Here is a 19,886-nt window from a genome sequence, read left to right on the forward strand (position 1 = left end):
TGGGGGTAGCAACCAGATGACCAAGAAGACGCGGATCCGGATCGCGCGGATAGCCGCCGGTGCGGTGATCGCCGCCGGTGCTTCTCTGACCGCCGCCGGTGCCGCCTCGGCGCTCGACGTCGGTGTCGACGTGGCGGGCCTGAACGTGGGCGCCAGCGTCGACCAGAGCGGTGTCGCCGTTGGTATTTCCGCTGACGACGACCCGACCACCCCGCCTCCGACCGACCCGACGGAGATCCCGACCGACCCGCCCACGGAGGAGCCCCCGACCGAGGAGCCTCCGACCGAGGAGCCGACCGAGCCCACCGAGGAGCCCACCGAGCCCACGGAGGAGCCCACCCAGGACCCCACCGATGACCCGACCACTCCCGGCAACGGGAACGGGAACGGGAACGAGAACGGCACCGGCGGCGGCAACGGCGGCGGTGGCAACGACAACAGCGCCGACAGCGCCGACGGCAGCTCCAACGTCGTCGAGCAGGGTGCCGGCAAGGAGAGCCTGACCGACACCGGTTCGGACACCTCCGCGCAGGGCACCGGTGGCGAGCTGGCCGAGACCGGCGCCGCCGAGAACATCACGTACCTGCTGATCGGCGCCGCGACGATGATCGCCGGCGGCATCGGCTTCCGTATGCTGCCGCGCGTCATGAGCGGCCGCGGCGCGGCTGCCTGACGCACGACGTACGACGTGTGACACGGGAAGGGCCCGGAGCCATCGGCTCCGGGCCCTTCCTTGTGACGCGTGTCTCCTACGCGGTCTGGTGGGCCAGCAGGGCCACCGCCGCGATCAGGATGGCGAGCAGCGCGATCAGGGTCATGGGGTTGAGCCCACCGCCCAGCGGGCCCTCGTTCTGCAGGCGTGCGCGGTTCGCTCGGCACACGGGGCAGCGGCCCTCGTTCACAGGCGCGGCGCAGTTCGCGCACACCAGCCGGTCGTACGTCATGCGCTCGCCCTCCTTGCACCGGTTCCACGGACACAACGCTCTCGGGGACGGATACGTTCCCACTCCACTGTGCCAGGTTCCTCCGGAAGGTGCGCGGGTTCCTGTGCGGATGCCTTTTCGGGGGCTTGGCGGGCGCCTCCGGAGGGGGCTGCGGGGCGTATCGCGGCTGCGGGGCGGTGAGGGCTCGTCGCGCAGTTCCCCGCGCCCCTGAAGGGGCGGAGCCCTTCCCGAAGAAGCCTCTTCTCTTATGTGCCCGGTACAAATGCGCACAACCCTTGTGCAACCCGTCTCCGCGCCTGCGCGCCCCTACCCGGGTCGCGTAAGGTCACGCTCATCTAGGTCCTGTCGTCACATTCCCGTCTGCCGGGCGGACGACGGGAGTGTGACGACAGGACCTGCCCCCAACCCCCGACGGCCTGTGGTGCATCCGTGATCCGATTCGACAACGTCTCCAAGGTCTACGCCAAGCAGACCCACCCCGCTCTCCGGGATGTCTCCCTGGAGGTGGAGCGCGGTGAGTTCGTGTTCCTGGTGGGGTCATCCGGCTCCGGAAAGTCCACCTTCCTGCGGCTGATCCTGCGCGAAGAGCGGGCCAGCCACGGTCAGGTGCACGTGCTGGGCAAGGACCTCGCGCGCATCTCCAACTGGAAGGTGCCGCAGATGCGCCGCCAGCTGGGGACCGTGTTCCAGGACTTCCGCCTCCTGCCCAACAAGACGGTCGCCGAGAACGTCGCCTTCGCGCAGGAAGTGATCGGCAAGTCCAAGGGCGAGATCCGCAAGTCCGTGCCCCAGGTGCTCGACCTCGTCGGGCTCGGCGGCAAGGAGGACCGGATGCCCGGCGAGCTGTCCGGCGGTGAGCAGCAACGAGTGGCCATCGCGAGAGCGTTCGTGAACCGGCCCAAGCTGCTGATCGCGGACGAGCCCACCGGAAACCTGGACCCGCAGACCTCCGTCGGCATCATGAAGCTGCTGGACCGGATCAACCGGACCGGGACCACCGTCGTGATGGCGACGCACGACCAGAACATCGTGGACCAGATGCGCAAGCGCGTCATCGAGCTGGAGAAGGGTCGCCTCGTCCGCGACCAGGCGCGCGGCGTCTACGGCTATCAGCACTGACCGCGAGTCCCACGCGTCCGTCCACGGAAAGGCCTGAGAAGACGCCATGCGCGCCCAGTTCGTTCTGTCGGAGATCGGTGTCGGTCTCCGCCGCAATCTCACGATGACCTTCGCGGTCGTCGTCTCCGTCGCCCTGTCCCTCGCCCTGTTCGGCGGCTCGCTCCTGATGAGCGACCAGGTGAGCACGATGAAGGGGTACTGGTACGACAAGGTCAACGTCTCGATCTTCCTCTGCAACAAGTCCGACGCGGAGTCCGACCCCAACTGCGCCAAGGGGGCGGTCACCAGCGAGCAGAAGAAGCAGATCGAGACCGACCTCGGCAAGATGGCCGTCGTCGACAACGTCACGCACGAGTCGAGCGACGAGGCGTACAAGCACTACAAGGAGCAGTTCGGCGACTCCCCGCTGGCGGCCTCGCTGACCCCGGACCAGATGCAGGAGTCCTTCCGCGTCAAGCTGACGGACCCGGAGAAGTACCAGGTCATCGCGACCGCCTTCGACGGCCGTGACGGCGTGCAGTCCGTGCAGGACCAGAAGGGCATCCTCGACAACCTCTTCGGGCTGCTCAACGGCATGAACTGGGCGGCCAGGGCGGTGATGGCGATGATGCTCGTCGTCGCGCTGATGCTGATCGTCAACACCGTGCGCGTCTCCGCGTTCAGCCGTCGGCGTGAGACCGGGATCATGCGCCTGGTGGGCGCCTCCGGCTTCTACATCCAGGCGCCGTTCATCATGGAGGCCGCCGTCGCCGGACTGATCGGCGGTGGTGTCGCCTGCGCCTTCCTGGTGATCGCGCGGTACTTCATCATCGACCACGGTCTCGCCCTGTCCGAGAAGCTGAACCTGATCAACTTCATCGGCTGGGACGCCGTTCTCACGAAGTTGCCGCTGATCCTCGCCACGAGCCTTCTGATGCCCGCGCTGGCCGCGTTCTTCGCGTTGCGCAAGTACTTGAAGGTGTGACACATGCCAAGAGGGCCGTACCGGCAACCGCCGGTACGGCCCTTCTCGTTGTCCTAGACTCACCCGCATGTCAGGCCGTGACCTGTTCTGTCAGCCCCGCCGCATCCGCCGCGGGGCGGCCCTGACGTTGGTCTTCGCGAGCGTCCTCGCCGCGGGCGCCGCGACCGGCGCGTTCGACACCCCCGGCCGGAAATCCGTCACCCCCGCGGCCCGTACCGCACAGTCCGGACAACAGGACGACGTCGCCGACGCCGCCGCCGAGGCGATGGCCGACGGCAAGTCGCCCGTGGAGGCCGCCGAGCGGGCCGTCAGCCGCAGCGGCGACCGCTGGGGCGCCGTCTACTCCCAGGGCGAGTACGAGGAGTTCGAGGAAGCCCTCGGCGGCCGGTACACCGGCGTCGGCCTCTGGGCCCGGCGCGAGCGCGGCGGACGCATCGAGGTGACCCGGGTCCGGTCGGGCTCGCCCGCCGCGACCGCGGGCATCCGCAAGGGCGACCGGCTGCGCAGCATCGACGGCCACCGCGTCGACGGCAGGCCCGTCACCGAGGTCGTCGCCTTACTGCGGGGTGACGCCACCGACGCCGACGCGGGCACCGCCGTCGACCTCGGACTGCAGCGCGGCACGCGCGCGTGGAGCGAGACCCTGCACCGGGCGCGGCTGTCCACCGACTCCGTGAGCGTGCGCGAACTCCCCGGCGGCGTCACCGTGATCAAGGTCGCCGCCTTCACCAAGGGCTCCGGAGACCTCGTACGGACCGCGGTGGCCGGCGCGCCCGTGGACGAGGGGATCGTCCTCGATCTGCGGGGCAACTCCGGCGGCCTGGTCACCGAGGCCGTCACCGCCGCCTCCGCCTTCCTCGACGGCGGCCTGGTGGCCACGTACGACGTGAACGGCGACCAGAAGGCCCTGCACGCCGATCCCGGCGGCGACACCACCAGACCGCTGGTCGCGCTCGTCGACGGCGGCACGATGAGCGCGGCCGAGCTCCTCACCGGTGGTCTGCAGGACCGTGGCCGCGCGGTCGTCGTGGGCTCCAGGACCTTCGGCAAGGGCTCGGTCCAGATGCCGAGCCGGCTGCCGGACGGCTCGGTCGCCGAACTGACCGTCGGCCACTACCGCACCCCCTCCGGGCGCACGGTGGACGCCCGGGGCATCACCCCCGACCTGGAGGCCGACGCGGGCGCGCTGGAGCGCGCCGAGACCGTCCTGAGCGGGCTCGGGGACGCCGAGTGACCGGCCCGCGCACGGCCCCCGCGGCGGCCGGCCCGTACTTCGCGTAATCGGCTTTCCCTCCGGCCCCCCTCTAGTGCGAAAATGGCCAGCACTATGAGCAAGGGCATGTACGTACCGAAGGAATCCCAGCCGAAGCAGGGAGGTGGCGCCAAGGCCGCCGTCAAGGACGGCAAGCGCAAGATCGTCGCGCAGAACAAGAAGGCCCGGCACGACTACGCGATCATCGATGTCTACGAGGCCGGACTCGTGCTCACCGGCACCGAGGTGAAGTCGCTGCGCCAGGGGCGTGCCTCGCTCGCCGACGGCTTCGTGCAGATCGACGGGAACGAGGCGTGGCTGCACAACGCCCACATCCCCGAGTACAGCCAGGGCAGCTGGACCAACCACTCCGCGCGCCGCAAGCGCAAGCTGCTCCTGCACCGCGAGGAGATCGACAAGCTGGCCTCGAAGTCGGAGGAGACGGGCCACACCATCGTGCCCCTCGTCCTGTACTTCAAGGACGGCCGCGCGAAGGCCGAGATCGCGCTCGCCCGGGGCAAGAAGGAATACGACAAGCGCCAGACGCTGCGCGAGAAGCAGGACCGGCGTGAGTCGGACCGGGCGATCGCGGCGGTCAAGCGCAAGCAGCGCGGCGAGTAGCACGGCAGGCCCGGCACACCCGCCGCGAGGGGGGCCGCCGGGAATACAGTGGCATCGACGTGCGTTGGTCACGTACGATGGCAACGCACCTCACAGCGGGTGCACACACCCTCCTCGGAGGGCCCTCTTCGGAGGGTTTTGAAAAAACAACATGGGGATGATCGGTTTCGACAGCGGCTGTCGAAGCAGGGGAAGCGAGCCGAGGAAGCGGCAATGATCTCGTTAACCATATGTCGCAACCAATAATCGCCAATTCCAAGAGCGATTCCCAGTCCTTCGCCCTCGCTGCTTAATAACCAGTGACTGAAGGACCCTAAATGGGTGTCAGCCCGGGGGTGTTCCCGACCCGGATCCTGGCATAATCAAGGGGACTAAACCGTCTGACCCGGTCACGGGGTGAGACGGGAAATCAAACAGTGACTGAGCCCGTCGGAGACTTGTTCGCGTGATCTCCGGGGCTGAGAAAATCTAAGCGAACTGCGCTCGGAGAAGCCCTGATTCTGCACCGTTGGACGCGGGTTCGATTCCCGCCATCTCCACTTTCCCATGTTCAGATCCAGAAGCGAAGGCCCCGCTGCCATAGGCAGCGGGGCCTTCGTCGTGGATGCTGCTGTCGCATGAGACGACTCGCGGAAACCGGAGAGACCGGAGAGAACAAGAGATCTCACCAGCCCCGTGGCCGGGCCCGGACCTGGGCCGTGGTGCTCGGCGTCCTGGTGGCCGGGCTCGGCTGGAGCGCACCCGCCGGAGCCGACCCGGGCACCAGCGGGCTCCCGGAGGCCATCGACACCATCCTCGGGGACAGCCGGATGGAGGGCGGGGCGGCGAGCGTCGTGGTCGCCGGGGCGGCGAGCGGGGACCTGCTGTACCAGCGGTCGCCCACCTCGCGCCTGATGCCCGCCTCCAACACCAAACTGCCCACCTCGGCCGCGGCGATGGAGATCCTCGGCCCCGACCACACGTTCACCACGGACGTCCTCGCGACCGGCCGCCGGCACGGCTCCACGCTGACCGGCGACCTGTATCTGCGCGGCACCGGCGACCCGACCGCCCTGGCCGCCGACTACGACACCCTGGCCGCCCAGGTCGCCGCGGCGGGCGTCACCCGCGTCGACGGGCGGCTCCTCGCCGACGACACCCGCTTCGACGGCAACCGCCTCGGCCGCGCCTGGGCCGCCGACGACGAGTCCTCGTACTACTCGGCGCAGATCAGCGCGCTGAGCGTCGCCCCGGACACCGACTACGACACCGGCTCGGTGATCGTGACGGTCGCACCGGGCGCCGCCGCCGGGGACAAACCCAAGGTCACCGTCACCCCGAAGACGACCTACGTGGACTTCGACGTACGGGCCACGACCGTCGCCGCGGGCGGGGCGAACGACCTCACCGTGGAGCGCGAGCACGGCACCAACACGATCGTCGTCAGCGGTACGACACCGGCCGGCGGCTCCGGCGCCCAGGAGTGGGTCAGCGTGTGGGAACCCACCGGGTACGCCGCCGCCGTGTTCCGGGACGCCCTCACCGCGCACGGGGTGAAGGTCACCGGGGCGACCCGGCTCGGCCGCGCCACCCCCGCGACGGCCCGGCGCCTCGCCTCGCACGCCTCCATGCCGCTGAAGGACCTGCTGATCCCGTTCATGAAGCTGTCGAACAACATGCACGCCGAGATCCTCACCAAGACCATGGGCCTGAAGGTCTCCGGCGAGGGCAGCTGGAGCGCCGGGCTCGCCGCCGTGAGCGGCTACCTCAAGGGCGTCGGCGTCGACACGGGCAAGCTGCGGCAGGTCGACGGCTCCGGGCTCTCCCGCATGAACAACCTCACCGCGGGGCAGTTCGCCAAGCTGCTGCTCGCGGTACGGGCCGAGCCCTGGTACGCCGACTGGCGCACGTCGCTGCCGGTCGCCTGCGCCCCCGAACGATTCGTGGGCGGCACCCTGCGCACCAGGATGTGCGGAACCCCCGCGGCCCTCAACGCGGTCGGCAAGACCGGCTCGTTGACCGGCGCGTCCGCCCTCTCCGGGTACGTGAAGGACGCGGACGGGCGCGAACTCGTCTACAGCATCGTGCTCAACAACTACCTGGCCGCGTCCGTGAAACCGCTGGAGGACGCGATCGTGGTGACGCTCGCCCGGTCCACGGCGGACACGACCGCGACGGTGAAGCCGACGGACCCGAGCGCGCGCTCGGCCGAGCGGAACACGGACCTGGAGTGCTCGTGGCGCAAGCCGGCGGAGTGCTGAGGGAGTGAGCCGCGGTGGGGACGGCGGCCTTTCGCCGCCGCCCCCACCGCGTCACCACAGCTCAGCGGAGCGTGAACGTCGACAGTCGCATGCCGTCCCCCAGCACCAGATACACGTCCTGGCGGCCCTTCGCGGCGGCCGACAGCGGGGCACTCACCTCGGCGTACGTGTACACGGACCCCGTGCCGGACACGGTCGCCGTACCGACGAGCGTCCCGGCGGGCGAACCGAGCCGTACCTCCACCTTTCCGGCCGCCCCGGCCACCCGCGCGGCGAACTTCGCACCGCCGGTGCCCAGCCGGGAGTCGGCGAACTTCAGCCAGGCGCCGTCGCGCGAGGCCCCCACGGCGGTGCCGCGCGCCTTGGACTCGTCCACCAGCCGCACCCCCTCGTAGTCGTCGAAGTTCTCCGCCCGGGTGGTCCGGGAGAGGTCCCGGGCCGGAATCGTCTCGCCCGTCACCTTCAGGGACGTACGGGAGCGGATGTCCTCGGAGGACGCGCCCACCAGGACGTCGTACGTGCCGCTCTCCACCACCCACTTCGACCGGGTGACGTCCCAGTGCGCGAGGTCCTTCTCCCGCAGCTTCAGCCGCACCGTCCTCGTCTCGCCGGGCTTCAGCGAGACCCGTTCGAAGGCCTTCAGCTGCTTCAGGGGCTGTTTGTCGCGCGAGGTGCGCTGGTGGGTGTAGAGCTGCACGACCTCGTCGCCGGCGCGGCTGCCGGTGTTCGTCACCGCGACCTCGTAACCGCCGTCGACGCGCCTCACCTGCCCGTAGCGGTAGGAGGAGTACGAGAGTCCGTACCCGAACGCGTAGAGCGGATCGCCCTTGAAGTACTGGTACGTGCGGTCGTATTTGATGGTGTCGTACTCCAGGACGGACGGCAGGTCCGCCTCCGAGCGGTACCAGGTCTGGGTGAGCCGGCCGGCCGGGTTCACGTCGCCGAAGAGGACGTCGGCGAGGGCGTTGCCGGTCTCCTGGCCCGCGTGGGTGGTCCACAGGAGTGCGGGGACCTTCTCCTGGAGGGCGCCGAGGGTGGTCGGGTAGCTGTTCTCGACGACCACGACGGTGTGCGGGTTGGCCTTGCGCACCGCCTCGACCAGGGCCTCCTGGGACGGGGCGAGGCCCATGCCCTCGCGGTCGTCGTTCTCGCGCCCGTTGATCGCGGGCATGGACCCGACCACGACGACCGCCGCGCTTTTGCCCTTCACCGCCGCCACGGCCTCCTCGGTGCCGCTGCGGACGACGTCCTTGGCATAGTGCGCGGCCTCGGACTTCGCGACCAGGCCGAGGGTGCCGTCGGAGCCGGTGGGGCCGAGGTAGACCGGGTTCGACCACCAGGGTTCGCGGGTCTCGTAGCCCGCGTACCGCAGCAGATACGTACCGTCGGCCTGCTCCTCCGGCGCGAACTGCTGCTGGACGAACCAGCCGTTCGGCTGGACCTGGTCGTTGACGAAGTTCGACCAGTTGTAGCCGACGTACTTGCCGTTCGCGGCCGAGCGCAGGGTCACGATCCCGGCGCCCCAGTCGAACACGTCGAACTGCGCGGCCGTCCCGCCGCCCGCGCTCTCCTTGAGCGTCTCACCGTCGGCGTCCGTGCCCGCCGTGACGTACGCGCCGCTCGCCGTGTTCCGCAGCGAGATCCGGTCGACGCCCTCGCTGCCGGCCACGGGGGAGCCGAGCCGCGCGGCGATGCCCGCCTTCGGGGTGACCGCGTACGGGAGCGTGCCCGAGTACCAGTCGGTGTAGAGGGTGTCGGCGAGCGGGCCGACGACGGCCACGTCCTTCGCGGAGGCCTTCAGCGGCAGGGCGCCGCCCGCGTTCTTCAGCAGGACCGCCGCGTCGGCCGCCGCCTGCCGCGCGAGCCTCTGGTGCGCCGGGCTGTTCACGACCGACTTGTCGATGGTCCCGTACCTGCCGCCGCCCGGGTCGAACTCACCGAGCCGCACCCGGATGTCGAGGACGTGCCCGGCCGCCGTGTCGACGTCCGACTCCTTCAGCAGGCCGTCGGCCAGCGCCGACCTGACGGCCGTGGTCGTCGGTACGGAGTTCGTGTCGTCCGTCGTGAAGCTGTCGATGCCCGCTTTCAGCGCCGCCGCGTTCCCCTCGGCGAGGGTGCCGTAGTACTTCTGACTGCCGGTGCCGGTCAGGTTGTTGGGCGCGTAGGCGTCGGTCACGTTCAGCAGGTCCTGCGAGGTCCAGGTGCGCACGTCGTCGTCGAGCGCCGGATTCACCGTGGCGGGACGGCCGTTGACGAGGTTGTACGAGGACATCACGCCCGTCGCCGCGTCCGCCTCGATCGCCGGCCGGAACGCCTGCTCCTCGTACTCCTTCAGCACCCTCGGGCGCAGGTCGGAGGAGGTGGTCGTGCGGTCGGCCTCGTTGTTGTTGCCGAGGAAGTGCTTCAGCGTGGGGGCCGTCTTCAGGTGCTCGGGATCACCGCCGGTCAGACCGGTGCCGTACGCGGTCGCCATCGAGCCGGTGAGGTACGGGTCCTCCGAGTAGCCCTCCTCGTTGCGGCCCCAGCGCGGGTCGCGGAGCGGATTGACCACGGGCGCCCACAGGTTGAGGCCCCAGCCGGTGGGGCGTTCCTGCTGGAAGCCGCGGGTCTCGTCGCCGACCGCCGAGCCGACCCGGCGGATCAGGGCGGGGTCCCAGGTCGAGGCGAGCCCCACGGCCTGCGGGAAGACGGTGGCCTCGCCGAGCCAGGCGACCCCGTGCAGTGCCTCGGTACCGGTCTTGAACGCCTGGATGCCCAGGCGGGGGATCGCGGGCTGCCACTGGTGGAGCAGGGAGACCTTCTCGTCGAGGGTGAGCCGGGAGAGGAGGTCGTCGACACGGCGGTCGACGGGGAGGCGGGGGTCGCGGAAGGGGTACGCGGGGGCGTCGGCCGCCGCGGGGACGGTGGCGCCGAGGCCGCCGACCAGGGTGAGCGCCAGGACGAGCGCAATTCTCGGTCTTCTCCTGCTTTTCCTGCTTCTCTTGCCTTTCATGTCACGGCTCCTTCGAATAGGGCCTTGCACGAATGGACGTCGGGCACGGATCAGGGGCGCGGCTGTGTGCTCGCCCGGACCGTCAGGCGGGGCGGGAGCAGCGTGGCCTGCGGTACCGGCGCACCGCCCAGCTTCTTCATCAGCAGCTCCACCGATCCGGCGCCCACCTCGGCGGCCGGTATGGCGATGGAGGTGACGGGCACGCGGACGCGGCCGGCCAGTTCGTCCGGGCAGATCGCGGTGACCGACAGATCGCCGGGGACCCGTAGTCCGAGGGCTTCGAACGCGTCGATCAGCGGTTCCAGGACCGGCTCGTTGTGGACCACGACACCCGTCAGGGCGGGGCGTTCGCGCAGGAGCTGCTCGGCGACCTGCCGGGCCGCCGCGGGGTCGGCCTCGCACGGGTGGATCGAGGAGGAGAGGCCGTTGCGGTCGGCCGCGGCGGTGAAGCCCTGGACCACCCGCTGGGCGAACCCGGTCTCGCGCACGTACACCTCGGGCGGTGAGCCCACCAGGCCGATCACCCGGTGGCCGAGCCCCGCCAGATGCTCGACGCACAGCTCGCCCGCCGCCGCGAAGTCCAGGTCGATGCAGGTCAGCCCGGCGGGCTCGGCCGGGAAGCCGATGAGGACCGACGGCCGGTCCAGGCCGCGCAGCAACGGCAGGCGCGCGTCGTGGAGCTGGACGTCCATCACGATCAGCGCGTCCACGAGGGCGCTGTCCGCGACCCGCCGCAGCCCCTCCTCGCCCTCCTCCTGCGTGAGCAGCAGCACGTCGTGGTCGTGGCGGCGGGCGGCCGTCACCACGGACACCGCGAACTGCATCACCACCGGCACGTGGATGCCGGCCCGCAGCGGGACCACGAGCGCCAGTACGTTCGATCTGCTGCTCGCGAGGGCGCGGGCGCCCGCGTGCGGCCGGTAGCCCAGCTCGCGGATGCTGTCCTCGACGCGCTGCCGGGTCTCCTCGGAGATCGGCCGCTTGCCGCTCAGCGCGTACGAGACCGTGCTGGGGGAGACCCCCGCGTGCCGGGCCACATCGGTGATCTTCACCATGCTCAGCCCCGCTCCCGGTGTGCGCCGTCCTCTGGGGCCTGCTCCAACTCGGCTGCCGCTTCCGGTCCAAGTTCCAGGGACAGGAATCCGGTCCCGGCCGCCGCCCGCGCGGTCCGGTCGCCCGCCGCCAGCGCCCAGGGCGCCTTCGGGTCGCTCGACGAGGCCCGCAGGGTGTCGCCCTCCCGTACGACGGTGAAGGTCACCCCGTCCACGACCGCCGTGACCTGCGCGCCGCGCGCCGGAGCGTACGCGTGGAGGGTGATCCCGTCGGTGTACGGATAGTCGGGGCGGTCCTCGACGGAACCCACCGGGATCACCGCGCCCGGCCGGACGAGGAGCGGCACGCTGGAGAAGCCGTGCGTCTCGCGCACCCAGCGCGGCCCGGTCACCGTCCGCCCGGTCAGGAAGTGCGTCCAGGTGCCCTCGGGCACGTAGTACGACACGTCACCGTCGTCGGAGAACACCGGCGCGACCAGCAGGTCGGAGCCGAGCATGTACTGCCGTTCCAGATGCGCGCACCCGGGATCGTCCGGGAATTCGAGCACCATCGCGCGCATCATCGGCACCCCCTGCGCGTGCGCGGTGCGGGCGGCCTCGTACAGGTACGGCATGAGGCGCAGCTTCAGGCGGGTGAACAGGCGCAGGACGTCCACGGACTCCTCGTCGAAGAGCCACGGCACGCGGTACGAGGAGCTGCCGTGCAGGCGGCTGTGCGAGGAGAGGAGCCCGAAGGCGAGCCAGCGCTTGAAGAGGGCGGGGGTCGGGGTGCCCTCGAAGCCGCCGATGTCGTGGCTCCAGTAGCCGAACCCGGAGAGGCCGAGGGAGAGTCCGCCGCGCAGCGACTCCGCCATCGACTCGTACGTGGCCTCGCAGTCGCCGCCCCAGTGCACCGGGAACTTCTGGCTGCCCGCGGTCGCCGAGCGGGCGAAGACGACCGCCTCGCCCTCCCCGCGGTGCTTGCGCAGCACGTCGAAGACGGTCCGGTTGTAGAGGTACGTGTAGTAGTTGTGCATCCGCTCGGGGTCGCCGCCGTCCGCGTACGCCACGTCGAGCGGGACCCGCTCCCCGAAGTCGGTCTTGAAGCAGTCGACGCCCTGCGCGAGCAGCGCCTCCAGCTTCGCCGCGTACCACTCGCGGGCGGCCGGGCTGGTGAAGTCGACGAGCGCCATGCCCGGCTGCCACAGGTCCCACTGCCAGACACTGCCGTCGGGCCGCCGCAGCAGATGCCCGAGCGCCTTGCCCTCGGCGAAGAGCGGGGAGCGCTGCGCGATGTACGGGTTGATCCACACGCTGATGTGCAGCCCGCGCTCCTTGAGGCGGGCCAGCATGCCCTGCGGGTCAGGGAAGACCCGGGGATCCCACTCGAAGTCGCACCAGTTGAACTCGCGCATCCAGAAGCAGTCGAAGTGGAAGACGGAGAGCGGGAGTTCACGCTCCCTCATGCCGTCGATGAAGGAGCTGACGGTGGCCTCGTCGTACGAGGTGGTGAAGGACGTCGACAGCCACAGCCCGAACGACCAGGCGGGCGGCAGGGCCGGGCGGCCGGTGAGGGCCGTGTACTTGCGGATGATGTCCTTCGGGGTGGGCCCGTAGATCACGTAGTACGTCAGCTGCTGGGTCTCGGCGCTGAACTGGACCCGCGACACCGCCTCCGAGCCGACCTCGAACGACACCCGGCCCGGATGGTCGACGAAGACGCCGTAGCCCGCGTCCGTCAGATAGAACGGCACGTTCTTGTACGCCTGTTCGGTGGCCGTGCCCCCGTCGGCGTTCCACATGTCGACGACCTGGCCGTTCTTGACCAGTGGGCCGAACCGCTCGCCGAGCCCGAAGACGTGCGTGCCGACGCCGAGGTTCAGCTGTTCCCGCAGGTAGTGGCCGCCGCTGCCGGTGTCGCGCATGATGCCCATGCCCTTGGGGCCGCTGCTGGTGAGGGTGCGGCCGTCGGCGAGGAAGTCCACGTGCCAGGGGCCGGTGCGGCTCACGCGCACCGACAGGGCGCCGGCGGTGAGGGTGGCGGAGTCGTCGTCGTACACGGCGTGCGCCGTGAACTCCTCCTTGCCGAGCCTGTTCAGCTCGAACCGCGGCCCCCGGGGCTCCTCACCCTCGAAGTGGGTGAACGTGACGCCGATGACGTCGGGCATCGGGGCGTGCGCGCCGATGGTCACGACCGGTCCCTTCAGCAGATCGCCGCGGTGACGGATGGGCTGGGTCGGCGCGTGGATCTCCAGGGCCCCGGACCCGGCGCTCACGTCGAGGACCTCGACCGGGTGGGCGGCCGTCACACCCTCGCGCAGCAGCCAGTAGCCGTCGGTGAACTTCACGCGCACACCCCTTACTTGACGGCACCCACGGCTATGCCGCGGGTGAGCGTCCGCTGGAAGACGAGGAAGAAGACGATGGCGGGCAGGACGCCCAGGAGGGCGGCGGCGTTCGTCATCGTGGCGTCCATCAGGCGCTGGCCCTGGAGGACGCCGAGCGCCACCGACACGGTCTGGTTGTCGTTGGAGATCAGCATCACGAGGGGGAGCAGGAACTCGTTCCAGGTCCAGATGAAGAAGAAGACCAGGAGCACACCGATGGTGGGCCGGCTGACGGGCACCACGATCCGCCAGAGCACCTGCCACTTGTTCGCGCCGTCGATCCGGGCGGCCTCGATGATCTCGCGCGGGAACTGACCGAGGACCGAGGCGAGCAGATACGTGCCGAACGCGGCCTGGATCACGGTGAAGACGATGATCACGCTCAGCCTGGTGTCGTACAGGCCGGCTTCCTTGCTCAGGTAGTAGACCGGGTAGACCAGGGCCTCCTGCGGCAGCATGTTCGCCAGCACGAAGAAGGCGAGGACCCAGGTGCGCCCTCTGATCCGCCCGATGCCGATCGCGTACGCGTTGAGGACGGACAGGACGACCGCGCCCAGGGCGACGGACCCGCTGATGATCACCGAGTTGACGAGCTTCTGTCCGAAGTCGACGCGTTCCCAGAAGTCCTTCAGCCCGTCGAGGTAGACGCCCTCGGGCAGGCTCAGCGGGCCGTTCGCCGAGTACTCGGCGGGCGACTTCACCGCGTTGAGGGTGACGATCAGGAACGGCAGGACCATGAACAGGGCCCCGATGATCAGGGCGAGGAGGACGGGGTAGCGGCGGAGGGCGGTCATGAGGCACCTACTCCTCGTTCGGTGCTGTTCATCGCACGACTCCCTGTTCGGCGTCCTCGGCACGGGTCTGGAGCTTCAGGCCGACCACGGCGAGCAGCAGGACGATCACGGTCAGGACGGTCGAGATCGCGGCGCCGTACCCGACCTGCGTCTTCTCGAAGAACGTGGTGAACGAGAAGTACGAGGGCACGTCGGTGGCACCGCCGGGGCCGCCCTTGGTGAGCACGTACACCGCGCCGAACACCTTGAGCGCGGCGATCGTGCACCAGAGCAGCACGACATAGATCTCCGGCCTGATCTGCGGCAGCGTGACGTGCCAGAACCGGCGCCACCAGCCGGCGCCGTCGAGTTCGGCGGCCTCGTACAGCTGCGGGTCGACACGTTGCAGGCCCGCCATGAAGATCACGAGCGGGAAGCCGAGCTGCACCCAGACCATCACGCCCATGACGCTGTAGAGCGCGAGATCGGGGTCGCCGAGCCAGTCCTGCTGGAGGCTCCCGAGCCCGACCGCCTTCAGGAGTTCGTTCAGCGAGCCGTTCTCGGGCGCGAGGATCCAGCTCCACACGATGCCCGCCACCGCGATGGGCAGCACCTGCGGCAGATAGAAGCAGGCCCGCAGCACGGCGGCCGTCCTGCTGCCGAAGTGCTTGCCGACGAAGTCGAAGAGGGCGGCGGCCAGGACGAGTCCGAGGACGGTCGGTACGACCGCCATCGCGACGACCATGAACAGGCTGTGCCGGAACGACGCCCAGAACTCGGCGTCGTCCATCAGCTCGCGGTAGTTGGCGAGGCCGGTCCACTTCGGGCTGCCGACGCCCTGCCACTCGGTGAAGCTCACGCCCGTGTTCATCAGGAACGGCACGACGACGATCACGAGGAAGGCGAGGGCGCCGGGAAGCAGGAAGAGGGCGTAGGAGTCGCGGGGCCGAGGGCTGTTCTTCCTGCTCTTCGCGTGGTGACGCGCTTCGACGACCGCGCCCTCGTGCCCGCCCCGCTCGTCGACGGTGAACGTCATGGGGCCTGTACGCCCTTGTCGTACGCCGCCTTCACGGCGTCCAGGTAGGCGTCCGGCTTCGCGCTCCCCGTGATTAGCTTCTGGGTCTCGGAGACGAGGACGTCGTAGAAGCCGGGGGCCGGCCAGTCGGGGTAGAACGCCAGGCCGTCACGCTCGGAGAGGGTGTTGAAGTTGGCGATGAGGCCCTTGGAGCGCGGGTCCGTGATGGCGGCGGGGTCGGCGGCCACCGGGACGCCGCCCTTGTTGCCGAGCAGGTTCTGGATCTTCTTCGACATGGTGATGTCGATGAAGTCGTACGCCAGTTGCTTGTTCTCGGCGCCCTTGGGGACCACCCACAGGTTGCCGCCCGAGCCGAGGGTCAGATTCGAGTCCGGCCACAGGAACGTGCCCCAGTCGAACGTGTTCTCCGCGGCGAACCGGCCGAACCACCAGCTGCCGGAGAACAGGATCGGGCTCTTGCCCTGCATGAACGACAGCCCCGCGTCCTCGGCCTTCGCGCTGGTGGTCTTCTTGCTGATGTAGCCCTTCTTCACCCAGTCCGCGAAGGTCTCGGCGGCGTACGTCCAGGCGGCGTCGTGGAAGTCCGGCTTCCCCTTGTAGAGCTGGTACGAGTCCACCCAGGCGCGGTCGGCCTTCGACAGCGCGAGCTGGTAGAGGTACTGGTGGGCCACGTACTCGGCGCCCGCGTTGGCCAGCGGGGTGACGCCCTTGTCGACGAACGTGTCCATGGCGGCGGTCAGTTCGCCGAACGTCTTCGGCTCGGCGATGTCGTACTTCTTGAAGAGGTCCTTGTTGTAGAACACCATCGTGTACTCGGCGTAGTTGGGTATCCCGAACCACTTGCCCGAGCCCATCACGCCCTTGGCGTCGTACTGGCTGGTGGTGCGCACGCCCGCGCTGAGCTTCTTGTCCCAGCCGTGCTTCGTCACCTCCGCGGACAGGTCGGTGAGCAGGCCCTGCTGGGAGAGGTGACCGGCCGTCGCGTTGCCCTTGTTGTACTCCATGAGGTCCGGGGCGTCATTGGAGTTGAGGACCATCGGGGCGGTCTTCTGGATCTGCTCGAAGCCCTTCTCCTCGAACTTCACCTTGACGCCGGGGTGGGTCTTCTCGAACTCCTTGATGGCCGCGTTCCAGGCGACCGCCATCGCGCTGTCCGGGCTCTCGTAGTGCCACAGCTTCAGGGTCTTCCCGTCGGAGGACCCGCTGTCCGAGTCACCGCAGGAGGCCAGCAGCAGGGTGGTGCTCACCACCGCGGCCGCCGCCGCCATCACACGCCTTCGTGCCGTCAACATCCTGTGCCTCCGGGGGAGTCGGACGGGTATCGGAGCATTGCGCTCCGCCTGCGCGGCGCGCATCGAATCGATTCGACGCGCGCCGTCGAAGCGCTTCGACGGGGGAACGTATGTGGGGGCTCGGGGGGAGTCAATGGGGTGCGCGCGAATTGGGGCGGTCGTTCGGCAGGCCGACCAGGGTTTGTGGGGTGCGGGTCGGTGGGGGCTGGTCGCGCCGTTCCCCGCGCCCCTTGAAGCGGCTGCGCCGCAGGGGGCGATTCGTCCGGTGCGGGCCGGTGGGGGCTGGCCGCGCCGTTCCCCGCGCCCCTTGAAGCGGCTGCGCCGCAGGGGGCGATTCGTCCGGTGCGGGCCGGTGGGGGCTGGTCGCGCCGTTCCCCGCGCCCCTTGAAGCGGCTGCGCCGCTCCGGGGCCCCGTCAGGGGCGCGGGGAACGGCGCGGGTGACCCAAGTCGGCCGGTCAGGTGGCGGACGGCCTGCTTTTAGGGGCGCGGGGAACGGCGCGAGCAACCCCCACCGGGCGGTCAGGTGGCATGCGGCCGGTTTTTAGGGGCGCGGGGAACTGCGCGACCAGCCCCCGCCGGGCGGTCAGGTGGCGGACGGCCCGGTTTTGGGGCGCGGGCCGCGGAGGCCGGTGAGGGCTTCGGGTTCAGGCGCGCCCGGAACCGCGCGCCGTCGCCAGCGCGATAAGCAGCGCCGTCGCCGCCGCCCCGACCGGCACCGCGTAACCCGTCGCAGCCGACCCGTGCTCCACCACGAACCCACCCACCGCGGCCCCGCACGCGATCCCGCCCAGCAGCCCCGTCACCGCCCACGTCATGCCCTCGTTCAGCCGCCCCTCCGGCGTCCGGTGCTGCAGGAGCGTCATCGCCGTGACCATCGTCGGCGCCGTCGCCATGCCCGCGATCAGCAGGGCGAGGCCGAGCGTCACGAGCCCGCCGCCCCCGAGCGTCGCGGCCAGCAGCGGCAGGGACATCAGCGGAGCCATCGCGCCGACACTGAGCAGGAACCGCCGTTCCACGGACCCGCCCGGCCGCAGCACCCCGTACAGCAGCCCCGCCGCGCACGATCCGGCCGCCTGCAGGGCGAGTACGACCCCGGCCGCCGCCCGGTGCCCCTGTGCGTCCGCGAACGCGATCGTCACCACCTCCATGGACCCGAACACGGCCCCCGTGGCGAGGAACCCGATCAGCAGCGGAGGGATTCCGGGCGCCCGGAGCGGTGACGCGGACCCGGCGCTCGTACGGCCCCGCGCGGGCGGTTCCGTCGAGCGCTGGGCGCTGAACACCAGCACGCCGGTCAGCAGCAGGACGACTGCGACGAGGGTGCCCGCCTCCGGGAACAGCGCCCCGCACAGCAGCGCGGCGAGCACGGGCCCGAACATGAAGCACAGTTCGTCCGCGGCCTGCTCGAAGGAGTTCGCGGTGTGCAGCCGGACCGGGTCCCCTTCGAGGAGGTGGGCCCAGCGTGCCCGGGACATGCCTCCCGTGTTGGGTGTGGTCGCCGTGGCCGCGTACGCCGCGAACAGTGTCCAGTCCGGCGCCCCGAGGCGGACGCAGAGCAGCAGTGCGAGCGAGCCGAGCGCGGCGACCGCGGTCGCGGGAACGGCGATCCGGGCCTGCCCGTGCCGGTCGACGAGTCGCGCCGTCCAGGGTGCGACGACCGCCGTCGCGGCCAGCCCGGTCGCGGTGACGGCGCCGGCGAGCGCGTACGAGCCCCGCGTCCCGGCGATCATGATCACGGCGCTCACGCTGAACATGCCCATGGGGAGCCGGGCGATCAGATTCCCGATCGTGAACGCCCGCGTACCAGGAATGGCGAAAAGTCGACGGTAGGGATTCCGCGAGGGGGGCGGAGGAGGAGAGGAGGGGGGCGCGGGGGAGGGGGAGTGCTGCGAGGACCGGCTGGGTGGCATGGATCAACGGTCGCCCGCCCCTGCGTACGGGGTCCAACACCTGCTCCGTACCGATTCACGCACTCACGTTGTAAGTTCGCCCGATGCCCGCCCATCCCCCGCACTCCGCCCGCTCCGCGCACCGCTCCCACCTGGACCCCCGTCTGCTGCGCGCCTTCCTCGCCGTCGCCGAGGACCTGCACTTCACACGCGCGGCGGCCCGCCTGTACGTCGCCCAGCAGGCCCTCAGCCGCGACATCCGCCGCCTGGAACGGGAACTGGGCGCCGACCTCTTCGTACGCACCACCCGGCAGGTGACGCTCACCCCGGACGGCGAGCGGCTGCTGCCCCACGCGCGGCGGGCCCTGGAGGCGCAGGACGACCTGCTCGCGGCCTTCGGGCGGACAGGCCCGTACGGCGGCGCGGGCGCCGAGCGCCCCCTGCTCGTGGACGTGAACAGTCCGGGCCTCGTCTCCGGACGGATCCTGGACCTGGCCCGCGAACTGGCCCCCGACTGCGAACTGATGGCCCGCTTCGAGAGCGGCCTCACCGGCGCGGCGGCCGAGCTGCTGGCCGGCCGGCTCGACGCGTCCTTCGGCCGGTTCGCGGGCCTCGACCCGGCCGTGCGCGCCCGCCTGGAGCAGCAGCCCGTGCGGTACGAGCGGATGGCCGTCGTCCTGCCCGAGGGTCATCGCCTGGCCGCGCTGGACGCCGTACCGCTCGACGCGCTGGCGGGGGAGCGGGTGTACGCGGGTGCCGGGAACCCCCGGACGCTTGAATGGACCGATCTGGCCCGTCAGCTTTTCGAGGGACGCGGGATCGAGGTGGCTCCGCCCGCGCCGCTCGCCGTCGGTACCGAGGAGTTCCGGAGGATCATGGCCAAGACACGAACCCCTGTTCTGGCCGTGGTGGACTTTCCGGCCATGCCGGGTTCAACGCTTCGCCCCCTCGTCGACCCCGTCCCGTTGTCACCGGTGTCTTTGGTGTGGCGGAAGGGACTGGTGCATCGTGGAGTTGCGGCATTGAGGGCTGCTGCGGCACGGCTCGCGGCGGACGAGGGGTGGCTGGAGCGCCCTTCCGAGGGGTGGATTCCGGCCACAGATACACGCATCATGATGAGTCGGATCTGACACAGAACCCTCACTCATGGCTACGTGCGATACATTCGTGGCCCGGGTGCAGTGTGATAAAGGGGGCGCTCGGACCGGGTGGGGGTCCGGTTCCGGACGATGACGTGCGAGTATCCGGGTCGCACGCGCCACCCCAGAACGATTCCCGTGGGGGGATGTACGTGCGCGTGAAAAGTTGGCCAGAAGACGCTCAACCGGGTCGGAATGATTCCGAT

Annotated in this window: 15 protein-coding genes and 1 other RNA gene; 8 read left to right on the top strand and 8 right to left on the bottom strand. The window is 70.2% G+C overall.

Going from position 1 to position 19,886, the window contains the following annotated elements:
• The first annotated feature begins 16 nt into the window (after nt 1-16).
• On the top strand, nt 17-673 hold the full coding sequence (locus ACZ60E_RS17115; protein ID WP_469441293.1) for an LPXTG cell wall anchor domain-containing protein: 657 nt from the start codon (nt 17-19) through the stop codon (nt 671-673).
• A 76-nt stretch (nt 674-749) separates the two neighbouring features.
• Here the strand turns inward: ACZ60E_RS17115 and ACZ60E_RS17120 are convergent, their stop codons facing one another.
• Nucleotides 750-944 (bottom strand): hypothetical protein, encoded by a 195-nt coding sequence (locus ACZ60E_RS17120; RefSeq protein ID WP_107015898.1) that lies wholly within the window; start codon nt 942-944, stop codon nt 750-752.
• 429 nt (nt 945-1,373) lie between these two features.
• On the opposite strand from ACZ60E_RS17120, the gene ftsE reads away from it, so the two are divergent.
• From ftsE to dacB, 6 genes are all read left to right on the top strand, one after another.
• Nucleotides 1,374-2,063 (top strand): cell division ATP-binding protein FtsE, encoded by a 690-nt coding sequence (gene ftsE / locus ACZ60E_RS17125; protein WP_107015900.1) that lies wholly within the window; start codon nt 1,374-1,376, stop codon nt 2,061-2,063.
• A 46-nt stretch (nt 2,064-2,109) separates the two neighbouring features.
• Nucleotides 2,110-3,027 (top strand): permease-like cell division protein FtsX, encoded by a 918-nt coding sequence (gene ftsX / locus ACZ60E_RS17130; RefSeq protein WP_267028789.1) that lies wholly within the window; start codon nt 2,110-2,112, stop codon nt 3,025-3,027.
• A gap of 67 nt (nt 3,028-3,094) precedes the next feature.
• Entirely contained in the window at nt 3,095-4,261 is a 1,167-nt protein-coding gene (locus ACZ60E_RS17135) for a S41 family peptidase (protein ID WP_469441294.1), read from the top strand.
• A 105-nt stretch (nt 4,262-4,366) separates the two neighbouring features.
• Nucleotides 4,367-4,900, top strand: coding sequence for an SsrA-binding protein SmpB (gene smpB, locus ACZ60E_RS17140; protein ID WP_189775199.1), 534 nt, complete (start codon nt 4,367-4,369; stop codon nt 4,898-4,900).
• Between the two features lie 153 nt (nt 4,901-5,053).
• Nucleotides 5,054-5,442, top strand: a transfer-messenger RNA (tmRNA) gene (ssrA, locus tag ACZ60E_RS17145).
• Nucleotides 5,443-5,517: 75 nt separating this feature from the next.
• Nucleotides 5,518-7,140, top strand: coding sequence for a D-alanyl-D-alanine carboxypeptidase/D-alanyl-D-alanine endopeptidase (gene dacB / locus ACZ60E_RS17150; RefSeq protein WP_469441295.1), 1,623 nt, complete (start codon nt 5,518-5,520; stop codon nt 7,138-7,140).
• A 61-nt stretch (nt 7,141-7,201) separates the two neighbouring features.
• Here the strand turns inward: dacB and ACZ60E_RS17155 are convergent, their stop codons facing one another.
• From ACZ60E_RS17155 to ACZ60E_RS17185, 7 genes are all read right to left on the bottom strand, one after another.
• Nucleotides 7,202-10,132 (bottom strand): glycoside hydrolase family 3 protein, encoded by a 2,931-nt coding sequence (locus ACZ60E_RS17155; protein WP_469441296.1) that lies wholly within the window; start codon nt 10,130-10,132, stop codon nt 7,202-7,204.
• A 50-nt stretch (nt 10,133-10,182) separates the two neighbouring features.
• Complete coding sequence (locus ACZ60E_RS17160) at nt 10,183-11,187, bottom strand: LacI family DNA-binding transcriptional regulator (protein ID WP_469441297.1); 1,005 nt, start codon at nt 11,185-11,187, stop codon at nt 10,183-10,185.
• 2 nt (nt 11,188-11,189) lie between these two features.
• A complete protein-coding gene (gene yicI / locus ACZ60E_RS17165; protein ID WP_469441299.1) occupies nt 11,190-13,511 on the bottom strand; it encodes an alpha-xylosidase in 2,322 nt (773 codons plus the stop codon).
• An 11-nt stretch (nt 13,512-13,522) separates the two neighbouring features.
• On the bottom strand, nt 13,523-14,344 hold the full coding sequence (locus ACZ60E_RS17170) for a carbohydrate ABC transporter permease (RefSeq protein ID WP_453793477.1): 822 nt from the start codon (nt 14,342-14,344) through the stop codon (nt 13,523-13,525).
• A gap of 28 nt (nt 14,345-14,372) precedes the next feature.
• Nucleotides 14,373-15,359 carry a carbohydrate ABC transporter permease gene (locus ACZ60E_RS17175; RefSeq protein ID WP_385834740.1) on the bottom strand — a complete coding sequence of 329 codons (987 nt, stop codon included), beginning with the start codon at nt 15,357-15,359 and terminating at the stop codon, nt 14,373-14,375.
• Complete coding sequence (locus tag ACZ60E_RS17180) at nt 15,356-16,651, bottom strand: ABC transporter substrate-binding protein (RefSeq protein WP_469441303.1); 1,296 nt, start codon at nt 16,649-16,651, stop codon at nt 15,356-15,358. Before ACZ60E_RS17180 ends, ACZ60E_RS17175 begins: the two co-directional genes overlap by 4 nt.
• Nucleotides 16,652-17,296: 645 nt before the next feature.
• Nucleotides 17,297-18,562 (bottom strand): MFS transporter, encoded by a 1,266-nt coding sequence (locus ACZ60E_RS17185; protein WP_469441305.1) that lies wholly within the window; start codon nt 18,560-18,562, stop codon nt 17,297-17,299.
• 83 nt (nt 18,563-18,645) lie between these two features.
• On the opposite strand from ACZ60E_RS17185, the gene ACZ60E_RS17190 reads away from it, so the two are divergent.
• Nucleotides 18,646-19,671, top strand: a complete 1,026-nt coding sequence (locus tag ACZ60E_RS17190) for a LysR family transcriptional regulator (RefSeq protein ID WP_469441308.1) — start codon at nt 18,646-18,648, stop codon at nt 19,669-19,671.
• The last annotated feature ends 215 nt before the right edge of the window (nt 19,672-19,886 follow it).

The sequence above is a fragment of the Streptomyces sp. NPDC102514 genome, from assembly GCF_055584525.1.

Bases quoted from the DNA above. Each gene is read 5' to 3' on its own strand.
- ACZ60E_RS17115 (WP_469441293.1), top strand. From the start codon at position 17: ATGACCAAGAAGACGCGGATCCGGATCGCGCGGATAGCCGCCGGTGCG.
- dacB (WP_469441295.1), top strand. From the start codon at position 5,518: ATGAGACGACTCGCGGAAACCGGAGAGACCGGAGAGAACAAGAGATCT.
- smpB (WP_189775199.1), top strand. From the start codon at position 4,367: ATGTACGTACCGAAGGAATCCCAGCCGAAGCAGGGAGGTGGCGCCAAG.
- ACZ60E_RS17160 (WP_469441297.1), bottom strand. From the start codon at position 11,187: ATGGTGAAGATCACCGATGTGGCCCGGCACGCGGGGGTCTCCCCCAGC.
- ACZ60E_RS17175 (WP_385834740.1), bottom strand. From the start codon at position 15,359: ATGACGTTCACCGTCGACGAGCGGGGCGGGCACGAGGGCGCGGTCGTC.
- ACZ60E_RS17170 (WP_453793477.1), bottom strand. From the start codon at position 14,344: ATGACCGCCCTCCGCCGCTACCCCGTCCTCCTCGCCCTGATCATCGGG.
- ACZ60E_RS17190 (WP_469441308.1), top strand. From the start codon at position 18,646: ATGCCCGCCCATCCCCCGCACTCCGCCCGCTCCGCGCACCGCTCCCAC.
- ACZ60E_RS17180 (WP_469441303.1), bottom strand. From the start codon at position 16,651: ATGTTGACGGCACGAAGGCGTGTGATGGCGGCGGCGGCCGCGGTGGTG.
- ACZ60E_RS17135 (WP_469441294.1), top strand. From the start codon at position 3,095: ATGTCAGGCCGTGACCTGTTCTGTCAGCCCCGCCGCATCCGCCGCGGG.
- ftsX (WP_267028789.1), top strand. From the start codon at position 2,110: ATGCGCGCCCAGTTCGTTCTGTCGGAGATCGGTGTCGGTCTCCGCCGC.
- ACZ60E_RS17120 (WP_107015898.1), bottom strand. From the start codon at position 944: ATGACGTACGACCGGCTGGTGTGCGCGAACTGCGCCGCGCCTGTGAAC.
- ACZ60E_RS17185 (WP_469441305.1), bottom strand. From the start codon at position 18,562: ATGCCACCCAGCCGGTCCTCGCAGCACTCCCCCTCCCCCGCGCCCCCC.
- ACZ60E_RS17155 (WP_469441296.1), bottom strand. From the start codon at position 10,132: ATGAAAGGCAAGAGAAGCAGGAAAAGCAGGAGAAGACCGAGAATTGCG.